The 26,962-nt window shown below is 66.1% G+C and carries 14 protein-coding genes; 8 read left to right on the top strand and 6 right to left on the bottom strand.

Annotated features, from left to right (window positions below; translation table 11 throughout):
- Window positions 1-32 precede the first annotated feature (32 nt).
- A complete protein-coding gene (locus LJ725_RS12860; protein WP_230551066.1) occupies window positions 33-1,340 on the bottom strand; it encodes a tetratricopeptide repeat protein in 1,308 nt (435 codons plus the stop codon).
- 139 nt (window positions 1,341-1,479) lie between these two features.
- On the opposite strand from LJ725_RS12860, the gene LJ725_RS12855 reads away from it, so the two are divergent.
- Window positions 1,480-2,454, top strand: coding sequence for a Bug family tripartite tricarboxylate transporter substrate binding protein (locus LJ725_RS12855; RefSeq protein ID WP_230551065.1), 975 nt, complete (start codon window positions 1,480-1,482; stop codon window positions 2,452-2,454).
- Window positions 2,455-2,459: 5 nt separating this feature from the next.
- Here the strand turns inward: LJ725_RS12855 and LJ725_RS12850 are convergent, their stop codons facing one another.
- Entirely contained in the window at window positions 2,460-4,091 is a 1,632-nt protein-coding gene (locus LJ725_RS12850; RefSeq protein WP_230551064.1) for a GMC family oxidoreductase, read from the bottom strand.
- 256 nt (window positions 4,092-4,347) lie between these two features.
- Here LJ725_RS12850 and LJ725_RS12845 point away from each other — a divergent pair, with 256 nt between their 5' ends.
- The 3 genes from LJ725_RS12845 (at window position 4,348) to LJ725_RS12835 (ending at window position 10,184) form a co-directional block, all read left to right on the top strand.
- Window positions 4,348-5,769 (top strand): DUF2252 domain-containing protein, encoded by a 1,422-nt coding sequence (locus LJ725_RS12845; protein ID WP_230551063.1) that lies wholly within the window; start codon window positions 4,348-4,350, stop codon window positions 5,767-5,769.
- Between the two features lie 24 nt (window positions 5,770-5,793).
- Window positions 5,794-6,897: a hypothetical protein gene (locus tag LJ725_RS12840; protein WP_230551062.1), complete on the top strand. Its 1,104-nt coding sequence runs from the start codon at window positions 5,794-5,796 to the stop codon at window positions 6,895-6,897.
- A gap of 164 nt (window positions 6,898-7,061) precedes the next feature.
- Window positions 7,062-10,184, top strand: a complete 3,123-nt coding sequence (locus tag LJ725_RS12835) for an AsmA family protein (protein ID WP_230551061.1) — start codon at window positions 7,062-7,064, stop codon at window positions 10,182-10,184.
- Between the two features lie 18 nt (window positions 10,185-10,202).
- On the opposite strand, the gene msrA is transcribed toward LJ725_RS12835, so the two are convergent.
- Window positions 10,203-10,721, bottom strand: a complete 519-nt coding sequence (gene msrA / locus LJ725_RS12830; RefSeq protein ID WP_230551060.1) for a peptide-methionine (S)-S-oxide reductase MsrA — start codon at window positions 10,719-10,721, stop codon at window positions 10,203-10,205.
- Window positions 10,718-11,167, bottom strand: a complete 450-nt coding sequence (gene msrB, locus LJ725_RS12825) for a peptide-methionine (R)-S-oxide reductase MsrB (protein WP_230551059.1) — start codon at window positions 11,165-11,167, stop codon at window positions 10,718-10,720. The genes msrA and msrB overlap by 4 nt, the downstream gene beginning before the upstream one ends.
- A gap of 236 nt (window positions 11,168-11,403) precedes the next feature.
- On the opposite strand from msrB, the gene LJ725_RS12820 reads away from it, so the two are divergent.
- Together LJ725_RS12820 and LJ725_RS12815 are read left to right on the top strand one after the other, a co-directional pair.
- Complete coding sequence (locus LJ725_RS12820; RefSeq protein ID WP_230551058.1) at window positions 11,404-13,407, top strand: M10 family metallopeptidase C-terminal domain-containing protein; 2,004 nt, start codon at window positions 11,404-11,406, stop codon at window positions 13,405-13,407.
- Window positions 13,408-13,575: 168 nt separating this feature from the next.
- Entirely contained in the window at window positions 13,576-14,592 is a 1,017-nt protein-coding gene (locus LJ725_RS12815; protein ID WP_230551057.1) for a hypothetical protein, read from the top strand.
- Between the two features lie 290 nt (window positions 14,593-14,882).
- Here the strand turns inward: LJ725_RS12815 and rfaD are convergent, their stop codons facing one another.
- Window positions 14,883-15,863, bottom strand: coding sequence for an ADP-glyceromanno-heptose 6-epimerase (gene rfaD, locus LJ725_RS12810; protein WP_230551056.1), 981 nt, complete (start codon window positions 15,861-15,863; stop codon window positions 14,883-14,885).
- Window positions 15,860-17,428: a D-glycero-beta-D-manno-heptose-7-phosphate kinase gene (gene rfaE1 / locus LJ725_RS12805; RefSeq protein ID WP_230551055.1), complete on the bottom strand. Its 1,569-nt coding sequence runs from the start codon at window positions 17,426-17,428 to the stop codon at window positions 15,860-15,862. Before rfaE1 ends, rfaD begins: the two co-directional genes overlap by 4 nt.
- Window positions 17,429-17,731: 303 nt before the next feature.
- Between rfaE1 and LJ725_RS12800 the strand changes: the two genes are divergently transcribed.
- Entirely contained in the window at window positions 17,732-21,847 is a 4,116-nt protein-coding gene (locus tag LJ725_RS12800) for a hypothetical protein (protein WP_230551054.1), read from the top strand.
- Window positions 21,848-22,092: 245 nt separating this feature from the next.
- The gene (locus LJ725_RS12795) at window positions 22,093-26,736 is read left to right on the top strand and encodes a beta strand repeat-containing protein (RefSeq protein WP_230551053.1); all 4,644 of its coding nucleotides are present in this window, start codon (window positions 22,093-22,095) and stop codon (window positions 26,734-26,736) included.
- Window positions 26,737-26,962: the final 226 nt, after the last annotated feature.

Here is a 26,962-nt window from a genome sequence, read left to right as displayed (position 1 = left end):
GTTCGCCATCTGTCAAAGCGTGGCGGGGCCGATCAGGCGGGAGCTGAATCGGGCCCGGCGACCGGCAGACCCGCCGGTCCTGTTCGCCGGCGTTCGACCAGGCGCCGTGCTTCGGCCACGCGTCCGGTGGCGAGATACGATTTGAGCAGCGTCGCTTCCACCAGATCGCCCTGCGCCCGGCTGCCGCCGATCCGTTCGCGCTCGGGCAGCATGGCCTCGATCAGCTCGATCGCCGTCTCGTGGTCGCCGCGCTGGTGGGCCGCGAAGGCGCGCGTGACCGCCGGGATGAGCCCGCCCGACGGATAGCGGCCGGCATCCGCGAGTGCTTCGATGGCACGGACCCAGCTCTCGAGCGCAGCCTCGTCGCCCGTGGCGGCATAGGTCAGGCCGACATGCCAGTCGGCGAGAGACATGCCCGGGCGCGGAAGTTTTTCGCGCGCATAGTCCTTGAGCCTGGCCCAGCGTGCGGACTCTCGCGGATGGCCCGCCAGTTCGGCGCGCCACAGGAACGCCGCGGAATCCGAGAGCTTCTGGTGCACGGCGCCGCGATGATCGTCGGCGCAGAAGGCCTCGTTGTAGAGGCGAAGCCCGCCTTCCAGATTGCCCGCGTGCAGTTCGAACAGGCCGAGATGCCAGTTGAGGTGCCCGAACAGGCTGCCGCCGCGATCGTAGAGCGGCAGCCAGTCGCGCAGGAACGCGATGCCCGCATCGCGCTCGCCGGTCTCGTAGCAGAGATGGGCAAAGGCATGCGCGCCGTAGGCGTTGCGCTTGAACCGGCCAAGCGAGCGCTCGATGAGCGGGCGGGCCTCCGCATGCCGGCCGATCTCCGACAAGGCCATGGCGTAGTGCGCCTCGAACCACCACTCCTCGCCGTAGTGCGGCGCGAAGCCGCCGAGGAAATCGACCAGGTCCTGTTCGCGGCCGGGCAGGCCGCACATGCCGATCAACCCGCCCTGGTTGGCGGCGAGGCTGAGGATCAGCACGTCGCGCGGCCATGTCTTCACATGGACGCGCAGCGCCGCCAGCGCTTCGACCGGCTGGCCGGAGAACAGGTGACGGAAGACGCCGATGTGGCTGCGCTCGCGCGCCGACACGCTCTCGACGTGCGACAGCGCCGTCGCGAGCGAGGCGCGCATGGCGTCGAGGTTCGTCGCGACCTGCGCGGCGCGGGCCTTGCCGACATGGGCGAGCGCGAAGTCGGGATCGGCGGCGAGGGCGCGATCGAAGGCGGCGGTGGCGCCGGGATAGACCGTCAGCAGGAGGTCGACGCCTTCGACATAGGCATCGCGCGCGACGGCGCTGGTCGTGGAGAGGGGCAGGCCGTAGCGGTCCGTCAGCATGTCGTCACCGGAATCAAATCAGTCTCGTCGAAGGCCGACTGTCCGCCTCGCGGGCGACGACGGCAAGACTGCGTTGACCCTGGAATGCGCAATGCGGACACTCCCGCCAACCGAAAGAACCAAAACAGGAGGAAACGTCATGAGGATCACGCGCCGCACGCTGATGGGCTCGCTTGTCGCCACCGCCGCGGGCGCCGCCCCGGCCGCCGCGCAGGCTTTCCCAAACAAGCCGGTGAAGATCGTGGTCGGCTTCGCCGCCGGCGGCGGCACCGACTTCGTGGCGCGCGTCCTGGCCGACGCCCTCAAGGAACGCTGGGGCCAGACCGTGATGGTCGAGAGCCGTACCGGCGCGAGCGGCATGATGGCCGCGGAGCAGGTGGTGAGGTCGGCGCCCGACGGCTACACGCTGCTCGTCTCGCCGCAGACCTCGATCGCCGTGGCGCCGCAGATCTTCGCCAAGTCGCCCTACGATCCGCTCAAGGACCTGACGCCGATCACCATTCTCACCGCGACGCCGATGCTGCTGGTCGCGCACCCGTCGTTTCCCGCATCGACCTTCGCCGAGTTCCTCGCTTACGTGCGCGCCAACCCGGGCAAGGTCACCTTCGCCTCGGGCGGCATCGGCTCCTCGCCGCACATGACCTCCGAACTGCTCAACATGCAGCTCGGCCTCAAGGCCGTGCACGTGCCCTATCGCGGCGAGCAACCGGCACTGGCCGACGTCATGGGCAACCAGGTGGGCGTGCTGTTCGCCAACATTCCGTCGGGCATGCCCTACGTCCAGGCCGGCAAGCTGAAGGCGCTGGTGACGACCGGCCAGACCCGCTCGCCGCTCGCGCCCGACGTTCCCACCATCGTCGAATCCGGCGCGGGCGACATCGTCACCGCGACCTGGAACGGCCTCTACGGCCCCGCCGGCATGGCGCCGGAGCTGGTGCAGAAGATCTATGCCGACGTGAAGGAGGTGCTGGGCCAGGGCGCGGTGCGCGAACGCCTGATCGCCTCGGGCAGCGACATGGTCCTGAACACGCCGCCGCAATTCCAGGACTACCTGAAGGCCGAGGTGGCGCGCTGGGGCAAGGTCATCAAGGCGGCCGACATCCGCGCGGAGTGAGGCTCTCAGGCCGCGCGAGCCGTCGCCGCTGTCGCGAGGATCATCGCCGCGCACTTCTCGCCGATCATGATGGTGGGGGCGTTGGTGTTGCCGCTGGTGAGCGTCGGCATGATCGACGCATCGGCGACGCGCAGGCCGGCGAGGCCGTGGACCCGGAGTTCGGGATCGACGACGGCGCGCGGGTCGTTGCCCATCTTGCAGGTGCCGACCGGGTGATACGTCGTCTCGGCGTTGTTGCGCACCCATTCGAGCAGCTCGGCGTCACTCTGGAGATGGGCGCCGGGGGCGATCTCCCTGCCGGTGACTTCCTTCAGCGGCGACGTCGCCATCAGCTCGCGGCCCTTGCGCAGCACGTTCACGATACCGATGCGATCGTGCTCGGTGGACAGGAAGTTGAAGCGGATGGCCGGCGGCTCGTGGGGATCGGCCGACTTGATGTGGACCGAGCCGGTGCTCTCCGAGCGCAGCACGTTCACGTTCATGGTGATGCCCTTCTGGGCCGAGACGCGGCGCTCCTTGCCGACCATCTCGTACAGGAAGGGCGCGATCGAGATGGTGGCGTCGGGTGAGTCGAGACCGACGCGCGTGCGGAAATAGAGTCGGATCGGCACCGAGGTCGAGGCGAGGAAGCCCTCGCGGAACAGCGCGTACTTCACGGCCTCCCGTGCCAGCCGCCAGCCGCGCGCATTGTCGTTGAAGGTGAGATTCTTGCCGGTGATCTCGAACTTCATGCGCGGCGAATAGTGGTCGCGCAGGTTCTCGCCGACTCCCGGCAGCTCGTGCACCGGTGCGATGCCGAGCGCGCGCAGCCGCTCGCTTTGGCCGATGCCGGAGAGTTCGAGCAGCTTCGGCGAATTGATCGAGCCGCCGGAGACGATGACCTCGCGCGCGGCCCGGGCCTCGCGCTTCTCGCCGTTCACCGAATAGCGGACGCCGACGCAGCGCCTGCCTTCGAGGATCAGGGACTCGGCGATCGCGCCCTGGTCGATCTGCAGATTGGCGCGGCCGCGCGCGGGATCGAGATAGCAGAAGGCGGTGCTCTGGCGGCGGCCCCTGGTGATGGTCACCTGGGACATGCCGATGCCTTCCTGCGTGGCGCCGTTCTGGTCGGGATTGTACGGCAGCCCCATCTTCTCGGCCGCCTCGATCATCTTCTCCAGCAGGGGGACCTTGTTGCGCGGCGTGTGGGTGACGGGAAGGATGCCGTCGCGGCCGCGGAACTCGTCGGAGCCGCCCTCGAAGCGCTCCATGCGCTTGAAGATCGGCAGCACGTCCTGGAAGCTCCAGCCGCGATTGCCGAGCTGCGCCCAGTGGTCGTAGTCCTGCGCCTGCCCGCGGATATAGACCATGCCGTTGATCGAGCTGGAGCCGCCCAGCATGCGGCCGCGCGGTACGGCGATGCGGCGTCCGCCCGAGCCTTCGTCGGGCTCCGACGAGTAGCACCAGTTGACGGCGGGATCGTCGATCATCTTGGCGACGCCGACCGGTACCTTCGACCAGAAGAAGTTCGAGCCCTCGGTGCCGGCCTCGAGCAGCAGCACGCGATGCTGGCCCCCCTCGCTCAGCCGGCTCGCGACCACCGCGCCCGCGGACCCGGCACCGACGACGATGTAGTCATAGGTCGCGTCGCTTTTCATGCTGGTGTTCTCCCTTAGCTCGAAAGGGAGCAGCCCTCGCGCGTGCTGACAAGTCTCGCGGCGCATGAATTGCCCGGCGGTTTCGCCAACGGGAATGGCCAGGGGAAGATGCAGAGTCTCCTCGCCGCCCGGCCGTGCTCCCGCGGTTGGTGGGGACGGGGGCCATTGACCTGCATCAAGGCAACGCAGGTGTGCCGGCGTAACCTGATCGTCACGAAGGGATTCTCCTTCGCGGGCCACGGTCGGAGATGCGTCGATGAGCAACGTGGCAAAGCTTCATGCCAGCGCCGGCGTGCCCGAACTCCGGCGCCCGGCTCATTCCGTGCCAGCCGGCGAGTTGATGGCGGCCGGCAAGCGACTGCGCGATACGGTTCCGAGAGCAAGCCAGGGCCTGTGGAAGCGCCACAAGGACCGCGCCGACCCACTCGTCATTCTTCAGGCCTCGGATGCCGGCCGGCAGGTCGAGCTGCTGCCGATCCGCTACGGCCGGATGCTCCAGTCGCCGTTCACGTACTATCGCGGGTCGGCGGCGGTCATGGCAGCCGACCTTGCCGTCCTGCCGACGACGAACGTCCACGTGCAGGCCTGCGGCGATTGCCACCTGCTCAACTTCGGCGGGTTTGCGACGCCCGAGAGAAGTATCAACTTCGACATCAACGACTTCGACGAGACCCTGCCGGCGCCCTGGGAGTGGGACGTGAAGCGGCTGGTGGCGTCGTTCGTTCTCGCGGCCCGTTCCAACGGCCTCTCGCGATCGGCCGAGCGCGGTGCGGCGGTGGCCGTTGCCCGAAGCTATCGCGAGCGCCTGCGGGAAGTGGCGGAAATGAGCCCGCTGGAAGCCTGGTACAGCCGGATCGGCACGGAGCAATTCTTCGCCCTCATCGACGATCCGGATATCAGGAAGCGCGTGCTGCGCCGGATGAAAAAAGCCAAGGAGGAGAGGGCCTCCGAGCTCGATTTCCCCAAGCTGGCCGAAATGGTCGGCGGGCAGGTACAGATCAAGGACCAGCCTCCGCTCATCTTCCACACCGAGGCCTCGCGGGCGGACGGCTTCAGGGAGATGGTCGACAAGGCGCTGGCGACCTACCGGGAAAGCCTGCCCGACGATCGTAAAGCCCTTCTCGACCGCTATCGCCTCGTCGATGTGGCGATGAAGGTCGTGGGGATCGGCAGCGTCGGGCGCTATTGCTCGATCGGCCTTTTCATGTCGTCGTCCAACCAGCCCCTGTTCCTGCAGTTCAAGGAGGCCGTGGCCTCCGTTCTCGAGCCCTATGCCGGCAGGAGCGCCTATGGTCATGCCGGTCAGCGCGTGGTCCAGGGGCAGCGCCTGATCCAGTCGTCGTCCGACATCTTCCTCGGCTGGACGAACGGCCTGCGCGGCAACGACCTCTATGTCCGCCAGCTGCGCGACGCCAAGATCAAGCCGCTGGTCGAGACCTTCGACCGCCACATGCTGGTGCTCTACGCCAAGGTCTGCGGTTGGGCGCTGGCCCGCGCGCATGGCAGGGCAAGCCATCCTTGGCTCATTACCGGATATCTTGGCTCGAGCGATGCCTTCGACGAGGCGATGGGCGACTTCGCGGTGGCCTATGCCGACCAGACGGAACGCGATCATGCCGCGCTCAAGGCCGCCGTCAGCGCGGGCAGGATCAAGGTGCAGATCGAGGACGACAGGTAGGCGGCCTGCCGGGAGATGCCTCTCATGGTCGCCCGCCGGATTTCGCCGCTGATTCTCGCGGCAGCGGTCGCCGTCGCAGCGGCGGGCTGCAGCAGCGTCGGTCCCACGACCGTCGCGCGCGACCGGTCCGACTATGCCGGCGCGATCGGGGCCTCCTGGAAGCAGCAGACGCTGCTCAACATCGTCAAGTTGCGCTACGGCGACTTTCCGGTGTTCCTGGAGATCGCCCAGGTGATCGCGGGCTATCAGGTGCAGACGACCGCCGCGGCGGGGTTCTCCGCCCAGAACTATCTGTCGACATCGGTCGGTGGGCCGGCGGCCATCGGCGGCACGGCCGGCGTGGGCGCCACCTATATCGATCGCCCGACCGTGATCTACGCGCCGCTCACGGGAAACGACTTCATCAAGACGCTGCTGCGGCCGATCCCGCCCAGCGCGATCCTCTTCCTTCTGCAGTCGGGCTATCCCGCCACCGTCGTCGTGCCGCTGGCCGTCGACTCGATCAACGGCGTCGCCAACGAGTCCAGGCGGGCGGCCATGAGCCGTGCCGGCGACCCGGAGTTCTTCCGCCTAGCCGAGCTCCTGACGGACCTGCAGCGCGCCAATGCCTTGCAGATCCGGATCGAACGCTCCAAGGACAACGCCGAAGTCTCCATCATCGGCTTTCCGCCGATCAGGACCTCACCCGACATCGCCGCGAAGATCGCGGAAGTGAGGCGCATCCTGCACCTGACGGGGGCCGGCCTGAGCCATCAGGTCCGCTATGGCGGCTGGTCGGGCAGGGGCGATGAAATCGCCATGACGACCCGCTCCATGCTGCAGGTCATGGTCGAGCTGGGTGTCCTGGCGCAGGTGCCCGAGACCGACGTGACGGGCGGAAGGGCGACACCGGGCCCGGGTGACATCCTGTTTCCCGCCGGCGAACGTCCGCCCCTGTTGAACATCCTGAGCGGGCCGGCGCCGCCTTCGGATTCCTATGCCGCCGTTCAGTACAACGGCCGCTGGTTCTGGATTTCCGATGCGGATATCCGCTCGAAGTCCATGTTCTCGGGCGTCATGCTGCTCTTTTCGATCTCCGATGTCGGCGTGCGTACGGCCGCTCCCGTGGTGACGGTGCCGGCCCAATGAGGGCGCTGCGGTACCGGGCCCGCAGCCGCTCGGATGCCGCCAACCTTGAAGCTCCTGCCAGGGCCGCCTAGGCTCCGTTCGAAATCAAACTCCGGCAAGTCGCTGTCGTCACGGTATCCTCGATGTTCGCATGGTCGTTGAGAACGGCTGGTTTTCTCGTGCGGATGTCGGCGTGGATCGCCGTCTGCGTGGTCGTCGTCGTGGCCGGTCTGTTCATCCTTCCCAAGGTCGTCGACTGGGGGCCGTACAAGGCACGTCTGGCCGCATTCCTGACCGAGGCGATCGGGCGCGACGTCGGCCTCGACGGTCCGCTCGACATCACGCTGCTGCCGCAGCCCGTCCTGGTCGCGCAGCGGCTTCGCGTCGGCAACGCGCCGGGCGCCCTGGCCCCGGATATGCTCGAAGCACGGCAACTCACGGTGACATTGTCCTGGCGGGCCATCCTGCAGGGGCGCATCGGCCTGCAGCGCGTGGTGGTCCTTGAACCGCGGCTGGTGCTGCCGCGCGAACCCGGACAAGGCCCCAACTGGCGCCTGCCGGTGGCCGACGGTTCTGCGCCCAGCGTGCCGGCGATCTCGATCGCCCGGCTCGAAATTCGCGGCGGCCGGATCGTCGACGCCATCGGACTGTCGGGCCAGCCGCTCGACGCCCGCGCGATCGATCTCTCCGGATCGTTCGACGGTACCGCGGGCCGGCTCGCGCTGGATGGCACCGCCGTCCTGAACGGCGTGCCGGTTTCCTTCGCGCTCGGCCTGCGGCTCGCGGAAACGGCCGAGGCGCCGGTGAGGCTGGGGCTTGGCGTGCCCGGCGGGCGCCTCGTCTTTGCGGGTTGGCCGGGTGAGCGCACCGCGGGCGATCCGTTGCGCGGCCGCCTGTCCGTCGAGGCGGAGTTCCTGCCGGAGTTCGTCGAGGCGATCACGAGCGCGAGCGGCCGCAGGCCGATGCGGGTGAACGAGGCGATCGCGCGCAGGCTGACAGCGTCGACCGATCTCGCGCTGGCCGGCGACCGGCTCTCGCTCGACGATCTCGATATCCAGCTGGGCGACGAGCGGATCCGCGGCAGCCTGCTCATCGACGGGGGCGGGACGACGACGGTGAGCGGGCGGCTCGCGTCGCCGCAACTCGACGCCGACCGATGGCTGGAGCGGCTGCAGGGCGGGTCGCTCTTCGTGGAGCCGACCGGCGCGGCGGCCCGCGCAGCGCTGCAAACGGGACGGCCTGACGACGAGCTGTCGTCCCTGGAAGTGCGACTGACCTGCGAGGTCGGGGCGCTGCGTTATCGCCGCGACACGGTGCGCGATCTCGAAACGAGCTTCCGCTACCGCGACGACGTGCTCCACGTGCTGGCGCTCAGGGCCGTGCTGCCGGGCGACTTCAGGGTCAACCGCAAGGCCGGCTTCGAGGGCGATGCCAGGGAGGCGGGCTACGACGGCCTCATCGAGGTCGAGGGGCGGGACCTGCGCCGCACGCTGAAGTGGATCGGCATCGACACGTCGTCGCTGCCGCCCGACCGGCTGCAGACCCTGCGGATCGCCGGCCGGACGCGGCCTGCAAAAGGCGTCGTGCATGTCAGCGACGCGACGTTCGAACTCGACGACCAGCGCGGGACCGCGACCGCCGACATCGCCTATTCGATCCCGACGGTCATCACCGCCCGAATCCATCTGCCGGATCTCAACCTCGACGCCTATCAACTGACCGGCGCGGCCTTGCAGGGGCTGATGCCCGCGCCCGACGCGACCCCGGCCTCGCCGCCGCCCGCGGACGAACCGCCGCCGCCGGTGCTGAACTTCGCGGCGCGCTTCGACCACGTGCTCTATCGCGGGGAGACCGCCCGCGACGTCGACGCCCATGTCGTCATCCGCGGCAACGAACTCAGGCTCAAGCATGTCGGCGTGGGCGAGCTGCTGGGCTCGCATATCGAACTCTCAGGCGCGATCGCCGACTACGGCACCGTTCCGCGCTTCGACCTGCACTGGCGCGGCGTTCTGCGCGATGCCGACCGCATGCTCGATTTCGCGGCGCTGCCGCGCTTCGTCCACGGGCGCATAGGGGCTGCCCAGGTGGCGGGCCGCGCGGTGGGTACGCTCAAGGAAGCGGCGCTGTCGGACCTGTCGGTCTCCATGCTCGGCGCCACCTTCACCGCCGCCGGGCGCATGTCCTTCGACGGCGACCGCCGCTTCGATTTCCCGCGCTTCTCGGTGGCCGGCCTCGAACTCGGCGCCTTCCTCGCGGCGGCCGGCGGCGGCCCCCGCGAAGAGCTGGCGGACGTGGAAGCCGACGGCGCCTTCCACGGCGATTCGAGCCACGCGACGTTCCGCGGCACCCTCGCGATCGACGGCATGGCGCTTTCGGGCGAATTCTCCTCGACCCTGACCGCGCGCCCGCATGTCGTGGCCTCGTTGCGGGCGCCCGGTGGGCTGCGGCTGGATCGCTGGCTGCCCGCGGCACCGCGGTCGGGCGCAGGAAGCGCGGGCTATTCACGAGGCGGGACCTCGAGGGCGACGGGAAGCTCGGGGCTGACGGACGCGCTGAGCACGCTCGACGCGACTCTGACGCTCGCAACGCCGAACGTCGCCTGGGGATCCTATGCGCTGGGCATGGTCGAACTCTCGGCGCGGCTGGAGCGCGGCGTCCTCGACGTCACGCGGCTGTCCGGCACGCTCGAAGGTGCCGCCTTCGACCTGACGGCGCGGGTCGATGCGCGCGCTGCCACGCCCGCGATCGAGGTGGCCGGCAGCGTGCGCAACATCGACATCTCGCGCACCATCGCGGTGGCGGGCGCCGCCAACGAGTTCGGCACCGACCAGCTCGCGGTGGCGCTGAATGGCACGCTCGACGTCGAAGAGATGGTCTGGAGAGGCGAGGGCGGCACGCTCGACGAACTCTTCGTCTCGGCCGTGGGCCGTGGACGCTCGCGCGGCGAGGTCCGTGCGAGCGTGGTGCGGGGCTCGGCGTCCTTCGCCTCATTCGCCACCGGGCTCGCTAGCCTGTTCAGCACGCAGATGGGTTTCACCTCGGCGGTGATCGACGGGTTCGTCGGCAGCTGGATCGAGACGCGCGGCGCCTTCGCGCTGGAGGGCGGCATCCTCGCCTTTGACGAGCACACGGCGAAGGCACCGCATGCCACGGCCTATGTCAAAAGCCGCTTCGACCTGCGGCAGGGCACCGTCGACACGCTGATCGCCCTCGACACCGGCACGCCGGGGTCTGTCGACTACGTCATGTCGGTGCAAGGGCCCCTGTCGTCGCCGACCCTGCGATCGCTGCCCGCGCCCGAGCGCTGAGACCGCAGCCGTCCGGCCTCAGGCGGGCTGGGCCGCCTTGGCGCGCACCGGGAGCTTCCAGTTCGGCCGGACGAAGTGGCAGGTGTAGCCGTTGGGAATCCGCTCCAGATAATCCTGGTGCTCGGGCTCGGCCTCCCAGAATTCGGCGGCCGCGGTCACTTCAGTCACCACCTTACCGGGCCACAGGCCCGAGGCATCGACGTCGGCGATCGTGTCTTCCGCGACCCGGCGCTGCTCGTCGCTCGTGTAGAAAATGGCCGAGCGGTAGGAAGTCCCGCGGTCGTTGCCCTGGCGATTCAGCGTCGAGGGATCGTGGATCTGGAAGAAGAACTCCAGGATCTTGCGGAAGCTGGTTTTTGCCGGATCGAAGACGATCTCGATCGCCTCGGCATGGCCGTCATGGTTGCGGTAGGTCGCGTTGGCGACATGGCCGCCGGTGTAGCCGACCCGCGTCGACACGACGCCGGGCATGCGGCGGATCAGATCCTGCATGCCCCAGAAGCAGCCGCCGGCGAGAACCGCGCGTTCCGTGCTCATTTCACGTCCTCCACCTGGTCGAGATAGTCGCCATAGCCCTGCGCCGCCATGTCGTCGCGATGGACGAAGCGCAGCGAGGCTGAATTGATGCAATAGCGCAGGCCGCCGCGGTCGCGCGGGCCGTCCGGGAAGACGTGGCCGAGATGGCTGTCGCCATGCTTCGAGCGCACCTCGATGCGCACCATGCCGTGCGACATGTCCTTGAACTCGGAAACGTTTGCCGGCTCGATCGGCTTGGTGAAGCTCGGCCAGCCGCATCCCGATTCATATTTGTCGGACGAGGCGAAGAGCGGTTCGCCCGACACGATGTCGACGTAGATGCCGGGCTGCTTGTTGTGCAGCAGCGCGCCCGTCCCGGGACGTTCGGTGCCGCTCTCCTGCGTCACGTAGAACTGTTCGGGGGAAAGTTTCGCAAGGGCTTCGGGGGTCTTCGTGTATGTCGGCATGTCCGCTCCTGTCGCATCCGCCTCGTGCGTGAATATAGGGAGCCCGCCCGCCCGTGTCAGGGGCACCATCGGGGGTACGCGCGCGAACGCAACGGGGTGATTTTGCGCGCGAAGCGTGCCACTTCGCGTCGCACCCACCGTGATTCTGCACGCAAACGGTGTACTCGAACTTGTCAGGAATGAGGCGCAGGGCTAGAGCCGATATCCGTGAGTGGCTTTCTGTGAGGATGCTGAACATGGCCGATCCGGCGATCACCAAGGGCGGCCTTTATGCCGGCACCTTCGCTTCCTACACCCTCGTCGACGCGAACGTGCGGGCCCTGCTGTCCAATAATTACTGGACATCGGATGCCGACGGCCTGGAAGCGGCGACGGCCTTTACCTACTTCTTCCCGACCTCCGCGGACGAGTATCCGGACGATTACCAGGACCCGAGCGGCCTGGCCGCCTTCAAGCCGACGACCCAGGAGCAGCAGGACGCCTCCGAAATCGGCTTCAGGCTGATCACGCAGTTCACTGGCGTTTCCTTCGATCTGGCGGAGGACTCGGACGCCGCCATCCGCGTCGCGGGCGCGACCAGCCTACCCGGCAACGAAGGCGGCTCGCATGCGAGCTACCCGTACAATCACGAGGGCGCGATCTCGAACAGTTCGGGCGACGTCTTCCTCGGCGACAACGGTGACCCCGACTCCGACCAGCTCTACGGCAACGATTCCTTCGCCACGATCATCCACGAGATCGGCCACGCGATGGGCCTCAAGCACCCGTTCGAGCCCTTTCCGAACGGCGCCATCTCGGCCGACCGCAGCAACATCGAATTCACGGTGATGAGCTACTCCTCGTTCCTGTCGGGCGAGGTGAGCGTCAATGCCAACACCATTGCGCCGAACGGCTCCTCGGTGTCGGGCTACATGATGTACGACATCGCAGCCCTCCAGGCGATGTACGGCGCGAACTTCGCCAAGGGAAAGACCGACACGACGCCGGCCGAGAAGTCGGTCTACACCTGGAGCAACAGCACCGGGCAGCAGTACATCAACGGTGAAGAGGCGCCGGACACCGGCACGACGGAGACGCACAAGATCTTCCAGACGGTGTGGACCCAGGGCGCCGACACGACCTACGACCTCAGCAACTTCAACGGCGACCAGTACGACGATCTGCGGGCGGGCCAGTGGCTGCGCTTCTCGGTCGACCAGCTTGCAGACCTCAATTCCGACGCGCCCGCGGGCACGCCGGAGTACCAGGCGCACGGCAACGTCTACAACACGCTGCTCTTCGAGGGTGAAACGAAGTCCCTGATCGGCACGCTGGTGGCCGGCGGCGGCAACGACACCATCATCGGCAACGAACTCGCCAACGTGCTGCACGGCAACGGCGGCAACGACTTCATCGACGGCGGCATCGGCAAGGACGTGCTGTACGGTGGGGCAGGCGACGACACGCTGATGGGCAGCTTCGGCACCAACGAGCTGTGGGGCGGCGAGGGCATCGACACGGCCTCCTATGCCGGCCGCAGCGGAATCGTCCACGCCGACCTGTCGGCCGGCTACGGCATGGTGAACTACATGCTGGCCGACACCTACGACAGCATCGAGAACCTCACCGCGGGCCTCGGCCGCAGCACGCTGGTCGGCGATGCCGGCGCCAACCGACTGACCGGCGGCGCGTCGAGCGACCTGCTCTACGGCGGCGAGGGTAACGACATGCTGATCGGCGGCGGCATCAACGCCGGCACGCCCAACCAGCTCTGGGGCCAGGGCGGCATCGACACGGCCTCCTACGAGGGCACGACCGGCCACGTCTATGCCGACCTGCGCGCCCAGGCGGGCTATGTCGACGGCGTGCTGTTCGACACGATGAACTCGGTCGAGAACCTGATCGGCGGCTCGACGTCGGACACGCTGATCGGCAATGCCGGCGCCAATGTCCTGACTGGCGCCGGCGGCGGCGACGCGTTGCACGGCATGGGCGGCGCCGACATCTTCGTCTACCTGCAGTTCCTCGACAGCAATCTGCTCACCGGCTACGACACGATCTTCGATTTCATGTCGGGCACCAGCAAGCTCGACCTGACGGCGTTCAACACCAACGCCTCGCACGTCCAGATCCAGTCGGACGGAAGCTCGACGAGCCTTTATCTCCACGCCACCGTCGACGTCTTCAACGCGCCGACCGACCTCGCCATCTCCTTCCTCGGGGCCAACGCCATCGCGCTCAGCGACATTCTCTTCGCCTGACGTTTGCGGCCGTATCGCGCTTCAACCGGAGGGAGGAGTGTGCGAGCATCCGCGCCTGTTCAGTCCCGGAAAGGACCGCTGGTGAATTCGAGATCGAGCGTAGTGGTATCGGGAAGGGGCTTCGGGCTGGCTGACGCGGAGGCCTTCCGGTCGACGGCAAGGGTTTTCGTGGACCACGCCGGCCGGATGCAGCCCGGGCTTGGCGGCGGGCCGGCCCTGGACGTTCTGAAGGGGGCCGCCGAGGGGCGTGCCTTGGGCGATGCGCGCGGCCAGCATGAGGCGGTCTGCGCCTTCCTCGACTGCCTGAAGCGGGCCTCCCAGCAGGGCACGACGGCCGAGACCTTCACCTTCGTCGCCAAGTGCGCCGAGTACGATCGCTATCTCGACGAGAAGGTCGTCGAGTTCCGCGCCAACCCGCGCGGCGACTGGCCGTCGAATGCGGTGAAGAGCGACAACAACACCGTAATCGCCCAGGTGGTCGACGAGATCGCCGGCCACCTGCGCTCCTTTTCCGAGCCGGCCCAGGCCTATCAGAGCCTGGTCGACTACACGCAGGCCCGGATCAAGGCGCTGATGCCGCCCGAGATCGCCGGGATGCGGCAGGAAGCCAACATCTCGCTGATCTTCCCGTTCCTCGAGAAGGCGCTAGCGGTCGAGGGCGACGTGGCGGAGTTCGGCTGCTTCCGCGGCATCCTGTCGGTGAAGCTCGCCTGGCTGATCAGGGCGCTGGGCGCGAGCAAGCATTACTACGCGTTCGATACGTTCCACGGCTTCGAGATCGACGACCCGGCGGGCGGTGCGCTGGGTGTCGGCTCGTTCCGCGACGACGAGTTCGACGCGTTCGGCTTCCTCACCAAGTGGTCGCGCATCCTGCCGCTGACGCCGGTCAAGGGCGATGCGACCAAGACCTGCGCCCAGTTGAAGGCGCCGCTCAGCTTCGTCTGGCTCGACCTCGACATGGGCGTGCTGATGGACCCGGTGCTGCGCACGATCTGGTCGAAGTGCGGTCCCGATACGGTCATCGGCATCGACGATGTCGGCCGCCCCGAAACGCCGACCGTCGCGCCCTGGCTCGACGCCCTGCTGGCCTGCGGCGCGGTGGAACTGGTGTTCGACAGCGACCGAATCGCGCCCAACACCTTCATCCGCTTCGTGAAGAAGAAGGGCGAGCTGCCGCCAGCGTGAGGCCGCTCCTAGGGCCTGTCGGGATGAAATAGAATCACCGCGCGCTTCAACAACGCCCTCACCCTGAGGAGCATCGCGCAGCGATGCGTCTCGAAGGGTGGGAACGCGCACCTTGCCTGTTGCCCATCCTTCGAGACGCGCGCCGGTGGCGCGCTCCTCAGGATGAGGTAAGTGCTTGAAGCGATTCAATTCATTTCGAGCCAGCCTCTCTGGATGAGGTTCCGTGGGTCAATCTGAGCCGGAAAGACTCTAGGGATGAGGTGTGCGGGTCGACTTGAAGCGGAAAGGCTCTACCGATACCGGTCGTTGCCCGAGAGGTACTTCACGTAGCGGGCCACGGCCGGGCCGACATTCGTGAAGGGCGCGGCGTAGCCGGCGGCCCGCAGCGAATCGAGCGGGGCCAGCGTGAAATACTGGTACTTCGCGCGCAGGCTCTCCGGCATCGGCACGTAGGAGATGTTGGGCGCGCGGCCGACGGCGGCGAACAGCGCCTCGATCAGTTCGCGGAAGGAGACGGCGGTGCCGGTGCCGACGTTGAACAGGCCCTGCCGCGGACCGGCCTCGAGGCACCACAGCACCACGTCCACCACGTCGTCGACATAGATGAAGTCGCGCCTCTGGCCGCCATCGACGAAGTCGGGGCGGTGGCTCTTGAAGAGTTTCACCTCGCCGCCCTCGGCGGCGGTCGCGTGGTTCTTGGCGACCACGCTCATCATGTCGCCCTTGTGATACTCGTTCTGCCCGAACACGTTGAAGAACTTCAGCCCGATGCATTTCGGCGGCAGCGGCAGGCCGCGGGCGACGCGCTCGGCCACGACCAGGTCGAACTGGTGCTTGCTCCAGCCGTAGAGGTTGAGCGGTCGCAGCGCGCGCAGCGCCTCGAAGGAGAGGCCGTCGGCAAACCCGCTGTCACCGTCGCCGTAGGTCGCGGCCGAGGAGGCATAGACCAGCGGCACGCCGCGCGCGGCGCACCAGTCCAGCAGCATGAGCGAGAACTTGAAATTCGTCCGCAGGATCGAGTCGCCGTCGGTTGCCGTCGTCGAGGAGTTGGCGCCCATGTGGATGACGGCCTCGATCCCGTCGGCCCTCCGCAGGTAGCCCTCGAGATCTTCGGGGAACACGAAGTCGCGGAACATGCGCTTGCGCAGGTTCATCCAGCGCGCGTCCTGCCCCAGCCAGTCGCAGACCACGAGATCGTCGCGACCCTTCTCGTTCAGGGCGGCGGCGACGTTAGAGCCGATGAAGCCGGCGGCGCCGGTGACGAGGATCACGCGTTCACCTTAACGTCGGCCTTTCCGGGCGCGTCAGTCTTCACGGGCCGGGAGGCGGCGACCAGCTTCGTGGTCGACTGGCCGGGCACGAGTTCGGCGGTGACCACCCTGCCACCGGCCTTCAGCACGGTATCGGCGCCGACGATGTCCTCGATCCGGTAGTCGGCGCCCTTGACCAGCAGGTCGGGCACCAGTTGCTCGATCAGCGCCGCCGGCGTGTCCTCGTCGAAGATCACCACGAGGTTGACCGGTTCGAGCGCGCCCAGCACGGCGGCGCGGTTGGCCTCGGTCTGGACGGGGCGGCCGTCGCCCTTGAGACGGCGCACGGAGGCGTCGCTGTTCAGCCCCAGGATCAGCCGGTCGCAGCCCGAAGCCGCCTGGCGCAGCAGCGAGACGTGCCCGGGGTGGAGCAGGTCGAAGCAGCCGTTGGTGAAGCCGACGCTGAGGCCCTGCCGCTTCCAGATGCGGCGCAGGCGCATCGCCGTCTCGGCCGAGACGAGGGCACCCCTCGACACCATCTCTCCGTCGGCAAGCAGCGAGCGTTCGGCCTCGACCTCGTCGGCCAGCACCATGGCGGTGCCGGGCTTGGAGACGGCGATGCCGGCCGCGAGATTGGCGAAGGCCATCGCCTCGGCCGTCGAATGGTCGGACGCGATGCCGAGCGCGAAGGCTGCGATCACGGTATCGCCGGCGCCGGTCACGTCGAACACCTGCTGAGCGTGCGTCGACATGTGCAGGACGGGGCCCTCGGGCGGGACGAGCGACATGCCGGCCTCGGACCGCGTGACCAGCACGTTGGCCGTGGTGGCCGCCGCTACGATGCCGGCGGCGCGCTCGACCGCGCGATCGTCGCGGGAGGGGACGGACAGACCGGTCGCCCGCTCGAGTTCGGCGAGGTTGGGCTTGATGTAGGTGGCGCCGCGATAGGCCGAGAAGTCGCGTCGCTTGGGATCGACGACGACGGGCACGCCGCGTTCGCGCGCCCAGGCGATCGTCTGCTGCAGGACCCGGTCGGTGAGCACGCCCTTGTCGTAGTCCGACAGGACGACGAGGCGGCAGTTCCCGATTCGCTGCTCTATCGCTGCAAGAACCTGCCGCTCGCAGTCGGGCGTCGCCATGGACGCATCCTCGCGGTCGAGCCGCAGGATCTGATGCTGTCCCACGGCGAAGCGTGTCTTGACCGTGGTCGGCTTTCCCGGCGAGCGGACGAGATCGAAGGTGATGCCGGCCGCCGTCAGAACCGTGGCGAGCCGCTCGCCGTCGGCATCCGCGCCGACGCAGGAGACGAGATGGGCGCTGCCGCCCAGGCTCGCGATGTTGACCGCCGCGTTCGCCGCCCCGCCGGCCGCCTCGCGCGTTTCCTGCTGGCGCATGACGGGGACCGGCGCTTCGGGCGAGATTCGCTCGACCGTCCCGAAGACATAGAGGTCGAGCATCGAATCGCCGACGATGAGGACCGGTTCCGCAGTGGGCGCCCAGCGGCGGGTGAGATACTGCCGAAAGGAGGCTGCGCGGTCCGCGGCGCCGGATTCAGTCGGTATGGCGGCATCCGCGCCGTTCTTCATCTGTCGTCCTGCAACTGGATGCCCGCCCCCGGGCCAACTTCTCCGCAGTTTGCCGTTGCGGGCCGCATGAACGCCAGCATTCATTTTGGTTGTAGTGAAATTGTCGGTGCAATCACCGCGCCAATCGGCCGGCGTCAGGAAGTTATCAAAAATTTAATCCGTGTTCGCCGTCTGACGCATTGCCATACCGCACGAGCACCGGCAGATTTTGCGCGGATTGGGAAGACCCTCGCGACGTGTGGGGTCTGATGAACCAGAGTTCGCCGCGGCCGCGCTCTGCGACGGTGAACACAGGAGAGCGAAATGACAACTCCGCCGCCGGTGACTCTCACGTTTCAGATGTCCGATGCCTTCATCACGGAGGTCACGGGACAATCGGGCGGCCAGACCGGTTCGAACTATACCGGCGTCTGGGCCTATCTGTGGAACAGCGCGCCGCCCTCGGGCGAAACGAACTTCACCACCCTGATCGATGGCGGCCAACTCCAGAACGGCACCCTGGACCCGACCACGAACACCTATACCGTCACGATCGACCTCACCAACGCCACTACGACGACGGCGAACGGCGCGGCCCTCTACCTGATCCTCCAGAGCGAGCCGCTGACGACGCCCGGCACCAGCGATCATGCCAACGATCTCACAACGCTGATCTCCGCCGAAGCCGATATCGCGATCAACGTGTCCGCGTACCAGTACGGCTACGCGCAGTTCGAATACTCGCTGCTCGGCAAGGGAGGCGACGCGGGCGACCTGACGGCGATCCCGGGTTTCGCGCTCAATACCCAGGTGGCGGTGACCTACGACGACGGCACGACGCAGTATCGCGGCTATGGACAGACGCAGCAGTCGATATTCACGGCCCTCGACAACGGCGCCACGCCCTCGAACACGCTGACCTACAATGGCGGCGAACTGTCCGGCAAGAACATGATGGTGATCTCGCCATCGAACATCCAGATGGGCGGCGGCAGTCTCTATCCGGATTCCGATTGGTTCGACTACGTCACCGAGGGATTCGCCGCGCAGCACGACCTGCTTCTGTCCGGCGCGACCAACGGCGAGCCGGATGCCAACGGCGTCTGGCACAACGGCCAGTATTATTCCTACAAGATCCAGTCGGTGGAGCTGGGCGCCGGCACCTGGGGGGCCGCGGGCCAGTACTTCGTGTTCAGCCCGAAGGAGGGCAGCCAGACCAGGGCCTGGATGGTGATCAGCGAGTCCGACCTGCAGTCCAACCTCTATTCCGCGGGCCAGGGCAATCTCTACATCTATGAAGATCCCTACCTGACGAAGCCGTTCACGGTTCCCGGCAGCGGCAGCCCGCCGGGCTCGCCGGACCAGATCTACGTCACGCCGGGCGGCACCAACGATGAGTTCGGCAACGTGCTCACGCAGGCCTTCACCGGCTTCACCGCGGGCTACTGGGCGACCGTCGCAACGCAGTCCAACCCCTACAACGGCGGGACCTACGGGCCGAGCAACTGGGCCGCCCAGAACATCAACCTCAACAACAATGCCAACTGGGACGCGGCCTACGCGTTCGACAACTACCGCGACACGGCAGTCTCGCCCAAGCCGACCTACATCCACTACGACGCCTACAGCGAATACTTCTTCTACCATTCCAACGTCTACGGATCGGCCTTCTCGGACAACCTGTCGGTCGACATCACGCCCGGTCCGCTGATCCCGCTCGGCCAGCCCGGCGTATCCGGCACCTCGCCGGCCAACAACGTCGGCAACATCAACCTCTACGTCTATGGATCGCAGGAAACGGCGCCGAACTACACGGCGCCCACCGGCGGGCCGTTCCTGTCACCGGCCTCCAGCCAGACCGACTATCTGATTCCGGACACGACAAGCGCGCTCTATCTCAACGTCGTCGGCAGGGACGGGTCGGCGCTGCTCCGGTCCGATCTCACGGCCCAGCTCGGCATCTATATCGGCAAGGATGCCAACGGCCACGGCCAGTTCGAGTACGTGACCCTGCCGACCGGCGGCAACCTCTGGCAGACCTACACCTTCAGCGGCTCGCCGGGTGCCTGGACCGTGACCGGCGGCACCAACTCGCTGGGGACCTTCGGCATTGCGGGCCTGCCGGTCGCCAGCACCGTCGCCAAGGGCGACATCGGCTGGTACCAGCTCGTCCTCTCCGATCTCGAGGGCCGCCAGAAGGTCTACGAATTCTACACGACCGCGGCCTCGACGACTCCCGGCGACATCGAGGACACGATCTTCGACGTGGCGGTTGCGGGCGGCGCCAACATCAATCCGAACAATCTCGCTTCGAATTTTCTCGAGATCGATCTCAACGAATACCGGTCGGCGCCGGTCGAGATGCTGACCTTCGCCTATGCCGGCGGCGCGTCGCTGAATCAGCCCGCCGCGGCGCCCATCGTCGGCACCCTGAGCGGTGGGGCCTTCACGGCCGTCGATCAGCAGAACGGCACAGGCATGCCCGCCCAGGGCAACATTCCGTCGTCACTGCCGCCCTCGGTTTCGATCACCGGCGAGCAGGCGCTGGCTTTCGGCTGGACCGGCACCAACAACGGCACGCATACGGGCACGCCGACGAACTCCACCGCGACGGCCACCGGCGGCATTACCGTGTACGGTCTGACCTCGCAGTACACCAACCAGATCGTCCCCGGGCACATCGCCCAGGTCCAGATCACCCAGACCAGCGGCGGCAGCTTCCAGGGCGTGCTGCAGGCGATCCCGGATCTCGACGGACGCTGGCTGACGGAGTCGACGGCGACGCTGGGCAACGGCACCTATTCGGTGGTGATGCAGGAACTGCTGGCCGACGGCGTCACGCCCTACGGGCCGCCCAGCGTGGCGCTCACGCTCACCGTCAGCGGCGTTGCCGCGAACGGCGCCATCACCGACACGGCGGCCAACATCTCGGACGACCTCGACGCCTACGGCGCCAACCTGCCGACCTCGATCACCATTTCCGACAACGAGGCGCTCACCGTCACGGTCGGGCAGATCACGGGCGACGCCGGCGCGCTGGCCGTGGCGCTGAATGCCGACACCTCGCCTTACGCGCTGATCGTGCAGGACAAGGCGGGGAACATCGCGGCGGCGCTCAGCGCCCTCAGCAGCAACACCCATCTGCAGCAGATCGAGTTCACGGACGTGGGCCCGTCGGTGCTGGAGATTGCCTACACCGACTACCAGGCGAGCGGCGCGGCGATCGACAAGATGACGGGCGCGCGCAGCCTGCTGATGAGCGTCACGGGCCAGGCCTATTCGTCGATGCTCTACGACTACAACGACGACAACGAGCTCACCGGTGCGGCGTATTTCTATACCGGCATCACCGGCCAGGCCTATACCGGCTACGAAGTGGCCTATGACGGCTCGAACCGGCTGCTCAACTACACCTTCACCGGCGTCAGCGGACAGGCCTACCACGCCTACGAGTACGACTATGCGCCCGGCTATGCGGGCGTGCTGCCGAACAGCGGGCTGATCGGACAGAAGTACTTCTTCGCCAACGTGCAGGGCCAGGCCTACACGAACTACCAGCACGATCTCGACGAGAACGGGCTGACGACGCGCATCTACTACAGCGGCGTCAAGACCCAGCTCTATTCGGCCTACGAGGACGACTACATCGTCAACGGCACCGGCAGCCACTTCGCCGGCCAGAAGTATTACTTCACCGACATCGTCGGCCGGAACTACACCGGGCTGGAGAAGGACCTCGACACCAGCGGCAACGTGATCAAGGAGATCTTCACCGGCGGCCAGACCTCGGCCACGCAGGTCTACTCGTCGTGGGAGAACGAGTATGCCAGCGGAGTACTGACGGGCCAGAAGTACTACCAGACCGATATCACGGGCCAGGACTATACCGGCTACGTGGTCGCCCTGAACGCCACGGGCCAGAAGATCGGCGAGACCTGGACCGGCGTCACCGGCCAGGCCTACTCCGCCTACGAATACGAGTACGCCAATGGCGACGGCGTGGTCACCGGCATCTCGCGCTACTTTACCAACGTGCAGAACACCGAGTTTTCGAGCTACCAGCTCGATTATGTCGTGAGCGGCGCGACCTCCACCGAGTCGCAGGTGATCTACAACATGAACGACGGCAGCCACACGATCAAAGGCCTGCTGCCGACGGCGCAGACGCTCAACAGCATCTTCAACGACACGATGACCGGCGGCAGCGGCGCCGACAATTTCGACTACGCGCCGCTGTTCGGCACCTCGGTCATCACCGACTTCAGTTCGGCCCAGGGCGACACGGTCACGCTGCCGACCGCGGAGTTCGCGAACTGGGCATACGTCCAGGCGCACAGCAGCGTGGTCGGCGGCAACACCGTGATCGTCGGCAGCAACGGCGACAGCGTCACGTTGCTGGGCATCACGACCCTGCAGGAGTCCGACTTCCTGTTCGCCTAGCGACGCGAGCCGGACCAATCCGTCCGGGCATGAACATTCGTGCGGCATCAGCGACGGCCAAACCGGGCGTCGTCGACGTTCCATGCCGGGAACGCGCCGCCGCCTTAACTCGGCGCGCCTGTCGGAACGTGGACGAGAATTAACGTCTGTCAGGCTCCGAACGGATTGACCTGTCTCCCTAAGTAACCCCAAGGTCAATATGGGAATAACAAGACGCCCCGGAACGGGGCCGTCAGGGGGGAACCATGGCGACACCGGTACAGCTGACTTATCACCTGTCGGCCAATTTGCTGTCCGAGCTGACGCAGGGGGGCAGCGGCAACGGCGTCAACGCCTATCTCTGGTACAACGCCTACGCGGCGGGGGGTAACGCCAGTCCCTTCACGACCGTCATTTCGAACGGCTCGGCCAGCGGCGGGACATTCAACAGCACGACCGGCACCACCGACTGGACTCTCAGTCTGACGACGGATGCGAGCGTGGCAGCCACGCAGGTTTCCGGCGGCAAGGTCTATCTCATCATTCAGAGCAATCCGACAACGACGCCGACGGCCAACGATCTCATTACCCTCATCGGTACGACCGAAGGCAACATCACCCCGGCCAATGCCGTGGCCTGGAACTTCAGCTACGACACGTTCGAGGTGGCGCTGGCAAACAACTCGGCCGACGTCGCAGACCTCAGCGCCATCAACAGCTTCGGTCACCAGTTCGGCATCAGCGCCGTGGTCGACGGGGCGGTCGTCGCCCGCGGTTACAATTCTACCTACGACGCGGAAGGCATCGCCGGGCTGATCAACACTGCTGCTGCAGGTGTCCCCAATCCCAGCACCACGGCGCCGGTGATCGACTTTCCAACCGGCAGCACGCTTGCCGGGACGCCCATGATCGCGATCACGCCTGCGACCGACAACGGGCAACAGGCGCCGCCCTACAATCCGCCTCCAACGACGCCCAACTATACCGATATCTGGCAGGCCTCGAACTGGCAGAACTATGTGACGACAGTCGGCGGCCTTTCGGGAGTGGAACTGGTCGGCCACTTCAACGGTGCTTCGGACGCGAAGGTCAACGGCATCTATCACAACCCCGGCTACTACGCCTATACGGTGGCGGCGCAGGCAATCTCGGGCAATGCGACGCTGAGCGACGGCAACTATTTCATCCTGTCGCCGACCGCCAGCAGCCAGATCAAGGGATACATCGCCATCAGCGAAGCGAGCCTGAGGGGTAATCTCTACTCGCCGGGACTTGCCTCGGCCCCGGCCTACATATTCAGCGATGCGGCGCTGCAGGATCCCTACACCATCGAGAACTCCACCCTTCCCGCGGGGGAGACCAACACCGGCCGCAACGACCAGTGGGGCAACATATTCACCGAGCTCTTCACGGGGTTCACGGGCGGCTATTTCGGCGGCACCGGCGTGTCGATCCCGGCCAGCGAGGGCAACCCGCACGCGCCGACGAACACCGTCAATCTCAACCAGAACTACAACTGGGATCCGACCTACGCCTTCGACGGCGCACGCGCGAGCGGCACGACCCTCACCGGACAGCACTACGATCCCTATGCCAAGATCTTCTTCGACAATTCGAACGTGTATGGAACGGCCTATGGCGACGCCCTGACGACGCAGTTCACGGCCTCTGTGACGCTTCCTGTCTTCACCGGTCCGGCCAAAACCGGCACCGACGTCGCCAACATCGACCTGTGGGCGTTCGGGTCGAGCGAAAAGATGACGACGGTGCCGGGTACCGGTGGATCGGGCCAGCCGCCGCTCACCCAGTTCTATGCCCCATACACGATCAACAATTACCTCGCGCCCGGGGGCGCCGACTACGCCGTCCCCACGGCTCCCAGTACCAGCAACAACCTCAGCCTCAATCTCGCGAACAACGGCCTCGTCGTCGATTCCGACACCGCCGACATCCAGCTCGGGATCTATCTCGGCAGCGGCCAGTTCCAGTATATCGACCTGCCGAGCGGCGCGGCACAGAACGGCGGTGGCGCCTGGCAGAACTGGAAGATCGTCGCTAGCGCCCAGGGACACCCCGCCGATCAGCCGTTTGCGATCGAGTCCATTCCGATTCCGGCGAACTTCGGCGCAACGCCCCCGACGGCCTACGTTCCCTACACGACTTCGGGGCAGGTCGGGGCGCTGGGCTTCAACAATCTGCCGGCAGTGGCGAATGCAACGAACTGGTATCAGCTGATTGTCGGCGGCAAGACCTTCAACTTCTACGCCACGCTGGATGGCTCATCCTATGTGACGGCCCTGGCGGCGGACGGCCTTGCCAGCATCACGCCACCTGGCGCCAGCCAGACGTCGATGTCGCTGTTGCTGGTGCCGGGCTCCATGAACGCGCTGCCGGGAGCGCTGATGGAGGCGTACGCGACCGAATCCACCATTGCGGGGACGGTGCAGCCCACCTCGCCTGTGGCGGGCGCGCTCTCCGGTCCGCCCGACGCGCTTGTCCTCAGTGCCATCCAGACGGGGGCGGGCCAGGGGCAGTCGGTCAACCTCAACTCGTCGGTTTATCTGACGGCCACAACCTCCCTGGGCTTCGGCTGGACGGGTGAGAGCAACTCGGTAAATCAGCCGAGCTGGATTTCCGGTGCCACCAACAAGGTCCTCGCCTCCGACATTGCGCGGGTGGAGGCGGTCGATCTCGTTACCGGCCTTTCGGCCATGGTCTGGAACGTCACACCGGATATCGACGGCCAGTGGCTGACACCGACATCGTTCAGTTTCACCGCCGGGGCCTACGCGGTGACGATGACCGAGATGCTGTCGGACGGAATTATACCCTTCGTTAAGGCCAGTTCCCCGGTCTATGTCGTGGTTTCTGCCACGGGAGCCATCACCGGCACTGCCGCGGAGATTTCGGGAGCCCTCGACGCCTACCAGGCGGTGAACGCCTCGCTCACCTCGATCACAATCTCGGACGGCCAGCCCCTCACGATCGACTGGGCGGATATCACCGCCGATGCACATGCGCTGGCGCTGATACCCGGCGGCGCCTACACCCTGAACGTCGTCGACAGCTCGACCACCATCATGGCGAACATAGCCGCCCTCAACGGCAATACGAAGGTGGCCGGGATCGGGTTCACGGACGACACGCCGCCGACACTCACCTTCACGAACGCGGAATATACGACGACTTACAGTACGGCGATCGGCAAGATGATGGGTGAGCGCACGATCGCCGTCACCGGCGTTACAGGCGAAAGCTATGGGGCCTTCAATCAGATCTACGAGCACGGCGTACTGTCCAGTGGTGCCAACGGCGCCGGCGTGCTGGCACTGACGCAGCAGTTCACGACCGGCTACTCCAGCGCGGGCCCCATCACCAGCGCAGCCACTTTGGAACATGATATCGACAATGCCGGCCGCACCGTGCGGGACATCTATACGACCGCCGTCTTTGCGACGCTGCCGGCGCCATATCCCGTCGCGGCTGTCCCTTATCCCGTCACGGTCCCCCCCCTAAAACCGCCCCCCGTCTTTGATTCGCCCGGTCCGTCGAACAACACGTTCACTTCGGTCCAGTACGACTATGCCAATGGCGGCGCGACGCCCGTCCAGACGACATACACCTACGGCAACACTTCCGGTCCGCCCGGCTCGACTACCGAAGTCGACGTGTTCGACGTCAACAACCATCAGATCAGCCAGTCGTTTTCCGGTTTCAATCCCCAGTCGAACAATGGCGTCGCGGAAAACGAGACGAGCTTCGCCATGATCAACAACGTTCAGGTCATCACGTCGACCACGAACTTTTATGAGTACTCTCTCCCCGTGAACGGCAACAACTACACATTGGCGGAGGAGACAAAGGATTCGTTGGGCCACAAGCTGAAGAACGTATACTCGGGCATTTTCGGAATCGATGGCCTAGTATACTCTTCGCACGAAGAATACTTCCTGGGGGGGACCTACAGCGGCAAAAAATACGTCTCAAACACCATCGAAGGGCTGCCATTAAGTGGCGTGGAAGTCAGCTTCGATTCCGGCAATCACCTCTCTCAATTGCTGTTTACCGGCGTCACCAGCCAGCCATACTCTTCCTATTCGTACGACTACTCATATGACAACGGCGCGTGGGGCGGGGGCGCTGTGGTGGCGCAGACGTACTTCTATACCAACGTCACTGGCCAGTCGTATTCGTCCTATGAGGTCGAACTCGACGGGTCTGGCAATACGACCAGCATCACCTACAGCGGCTATACGGTTACGAGCACGCAGCCCTATGCTTCGCTGGAGTATTTTTACTCGGGCGGTGCGGCGACCGGTGCCTACAACGGCTACGTCACCCACATTGCGGGCAAGGACTGGACCGGCGAGATGCATGGCTTCGATACGTCGGGTCAGCTCGTCCGGCAGATGTTCACCGGGGTCACCAAGCAGCCCTATACGTCGTATGAAAACGACTACGCTGGCGGTGTGCTCACCGGCCAGAAGGTCTACCACACGAACGTCGTGGGTAAGCATCCGGACGGTGAGCAGTACTCGACCTACGAGGTCGACCTGACCGCGACGGGCGCGCTGGCGCTCGAGATCTACAACATGAACAACGGCAGCCACCGCATCATCGGCTCCACGATCAGCCAGACGATCGACAGCATCTACAACGACCTGACGACGGGCGGAGGCGGCGCAGACGTCTTTTCCTACACGCCGTTCTTCGGGGACGCGACGATCACCGACTTCGCCAGCGGCACCGACAAGATTTCGTTGTCGACCTCGGAGTTCGCAAATTTCGCCTACGTCCAGGCCCACAGCAGCGTGGTCGGCGGCAACACCGTGATCGACGGCACCAACGGCGACAGCATCACGCTGAACGGGATTACCAGCCTGCAGGAGTCCGACTTCCTGTTCGTCTAGGATCCTGCCGGTCCAATCGAATTGCCAACGCCAACCCCGAGCTTCGAGAGGCCGCGCGCAGCGAGGCCGATCGAGGCGAAGGAGATTGGCCGATGCGAAGTGGCGCTTGCAACGGGAAGGAAACGTTACGAAAAATTAACGTCTGGTGCCCATCGGGCGCGTTGACGGTGGAATTTCCACGGTCGCATACATAGGCTGTGAAACCAGTGACGCTCGTGAGAGCGTA

This window comes from Reyranella aquatilis (assembly GCF_020880995.1).
GTDB lineage: Bacteria > Pseudomonadota > Alphaproteobacteria > Reyranellales > Reyranellaceae > Reyranella > Reyranella aquatilis.
The sequence above is the reverse complement of the archived record's forward strand: the minus strand, read 5'-3'. Positions and strand labels throughout refer to the sequence as shown.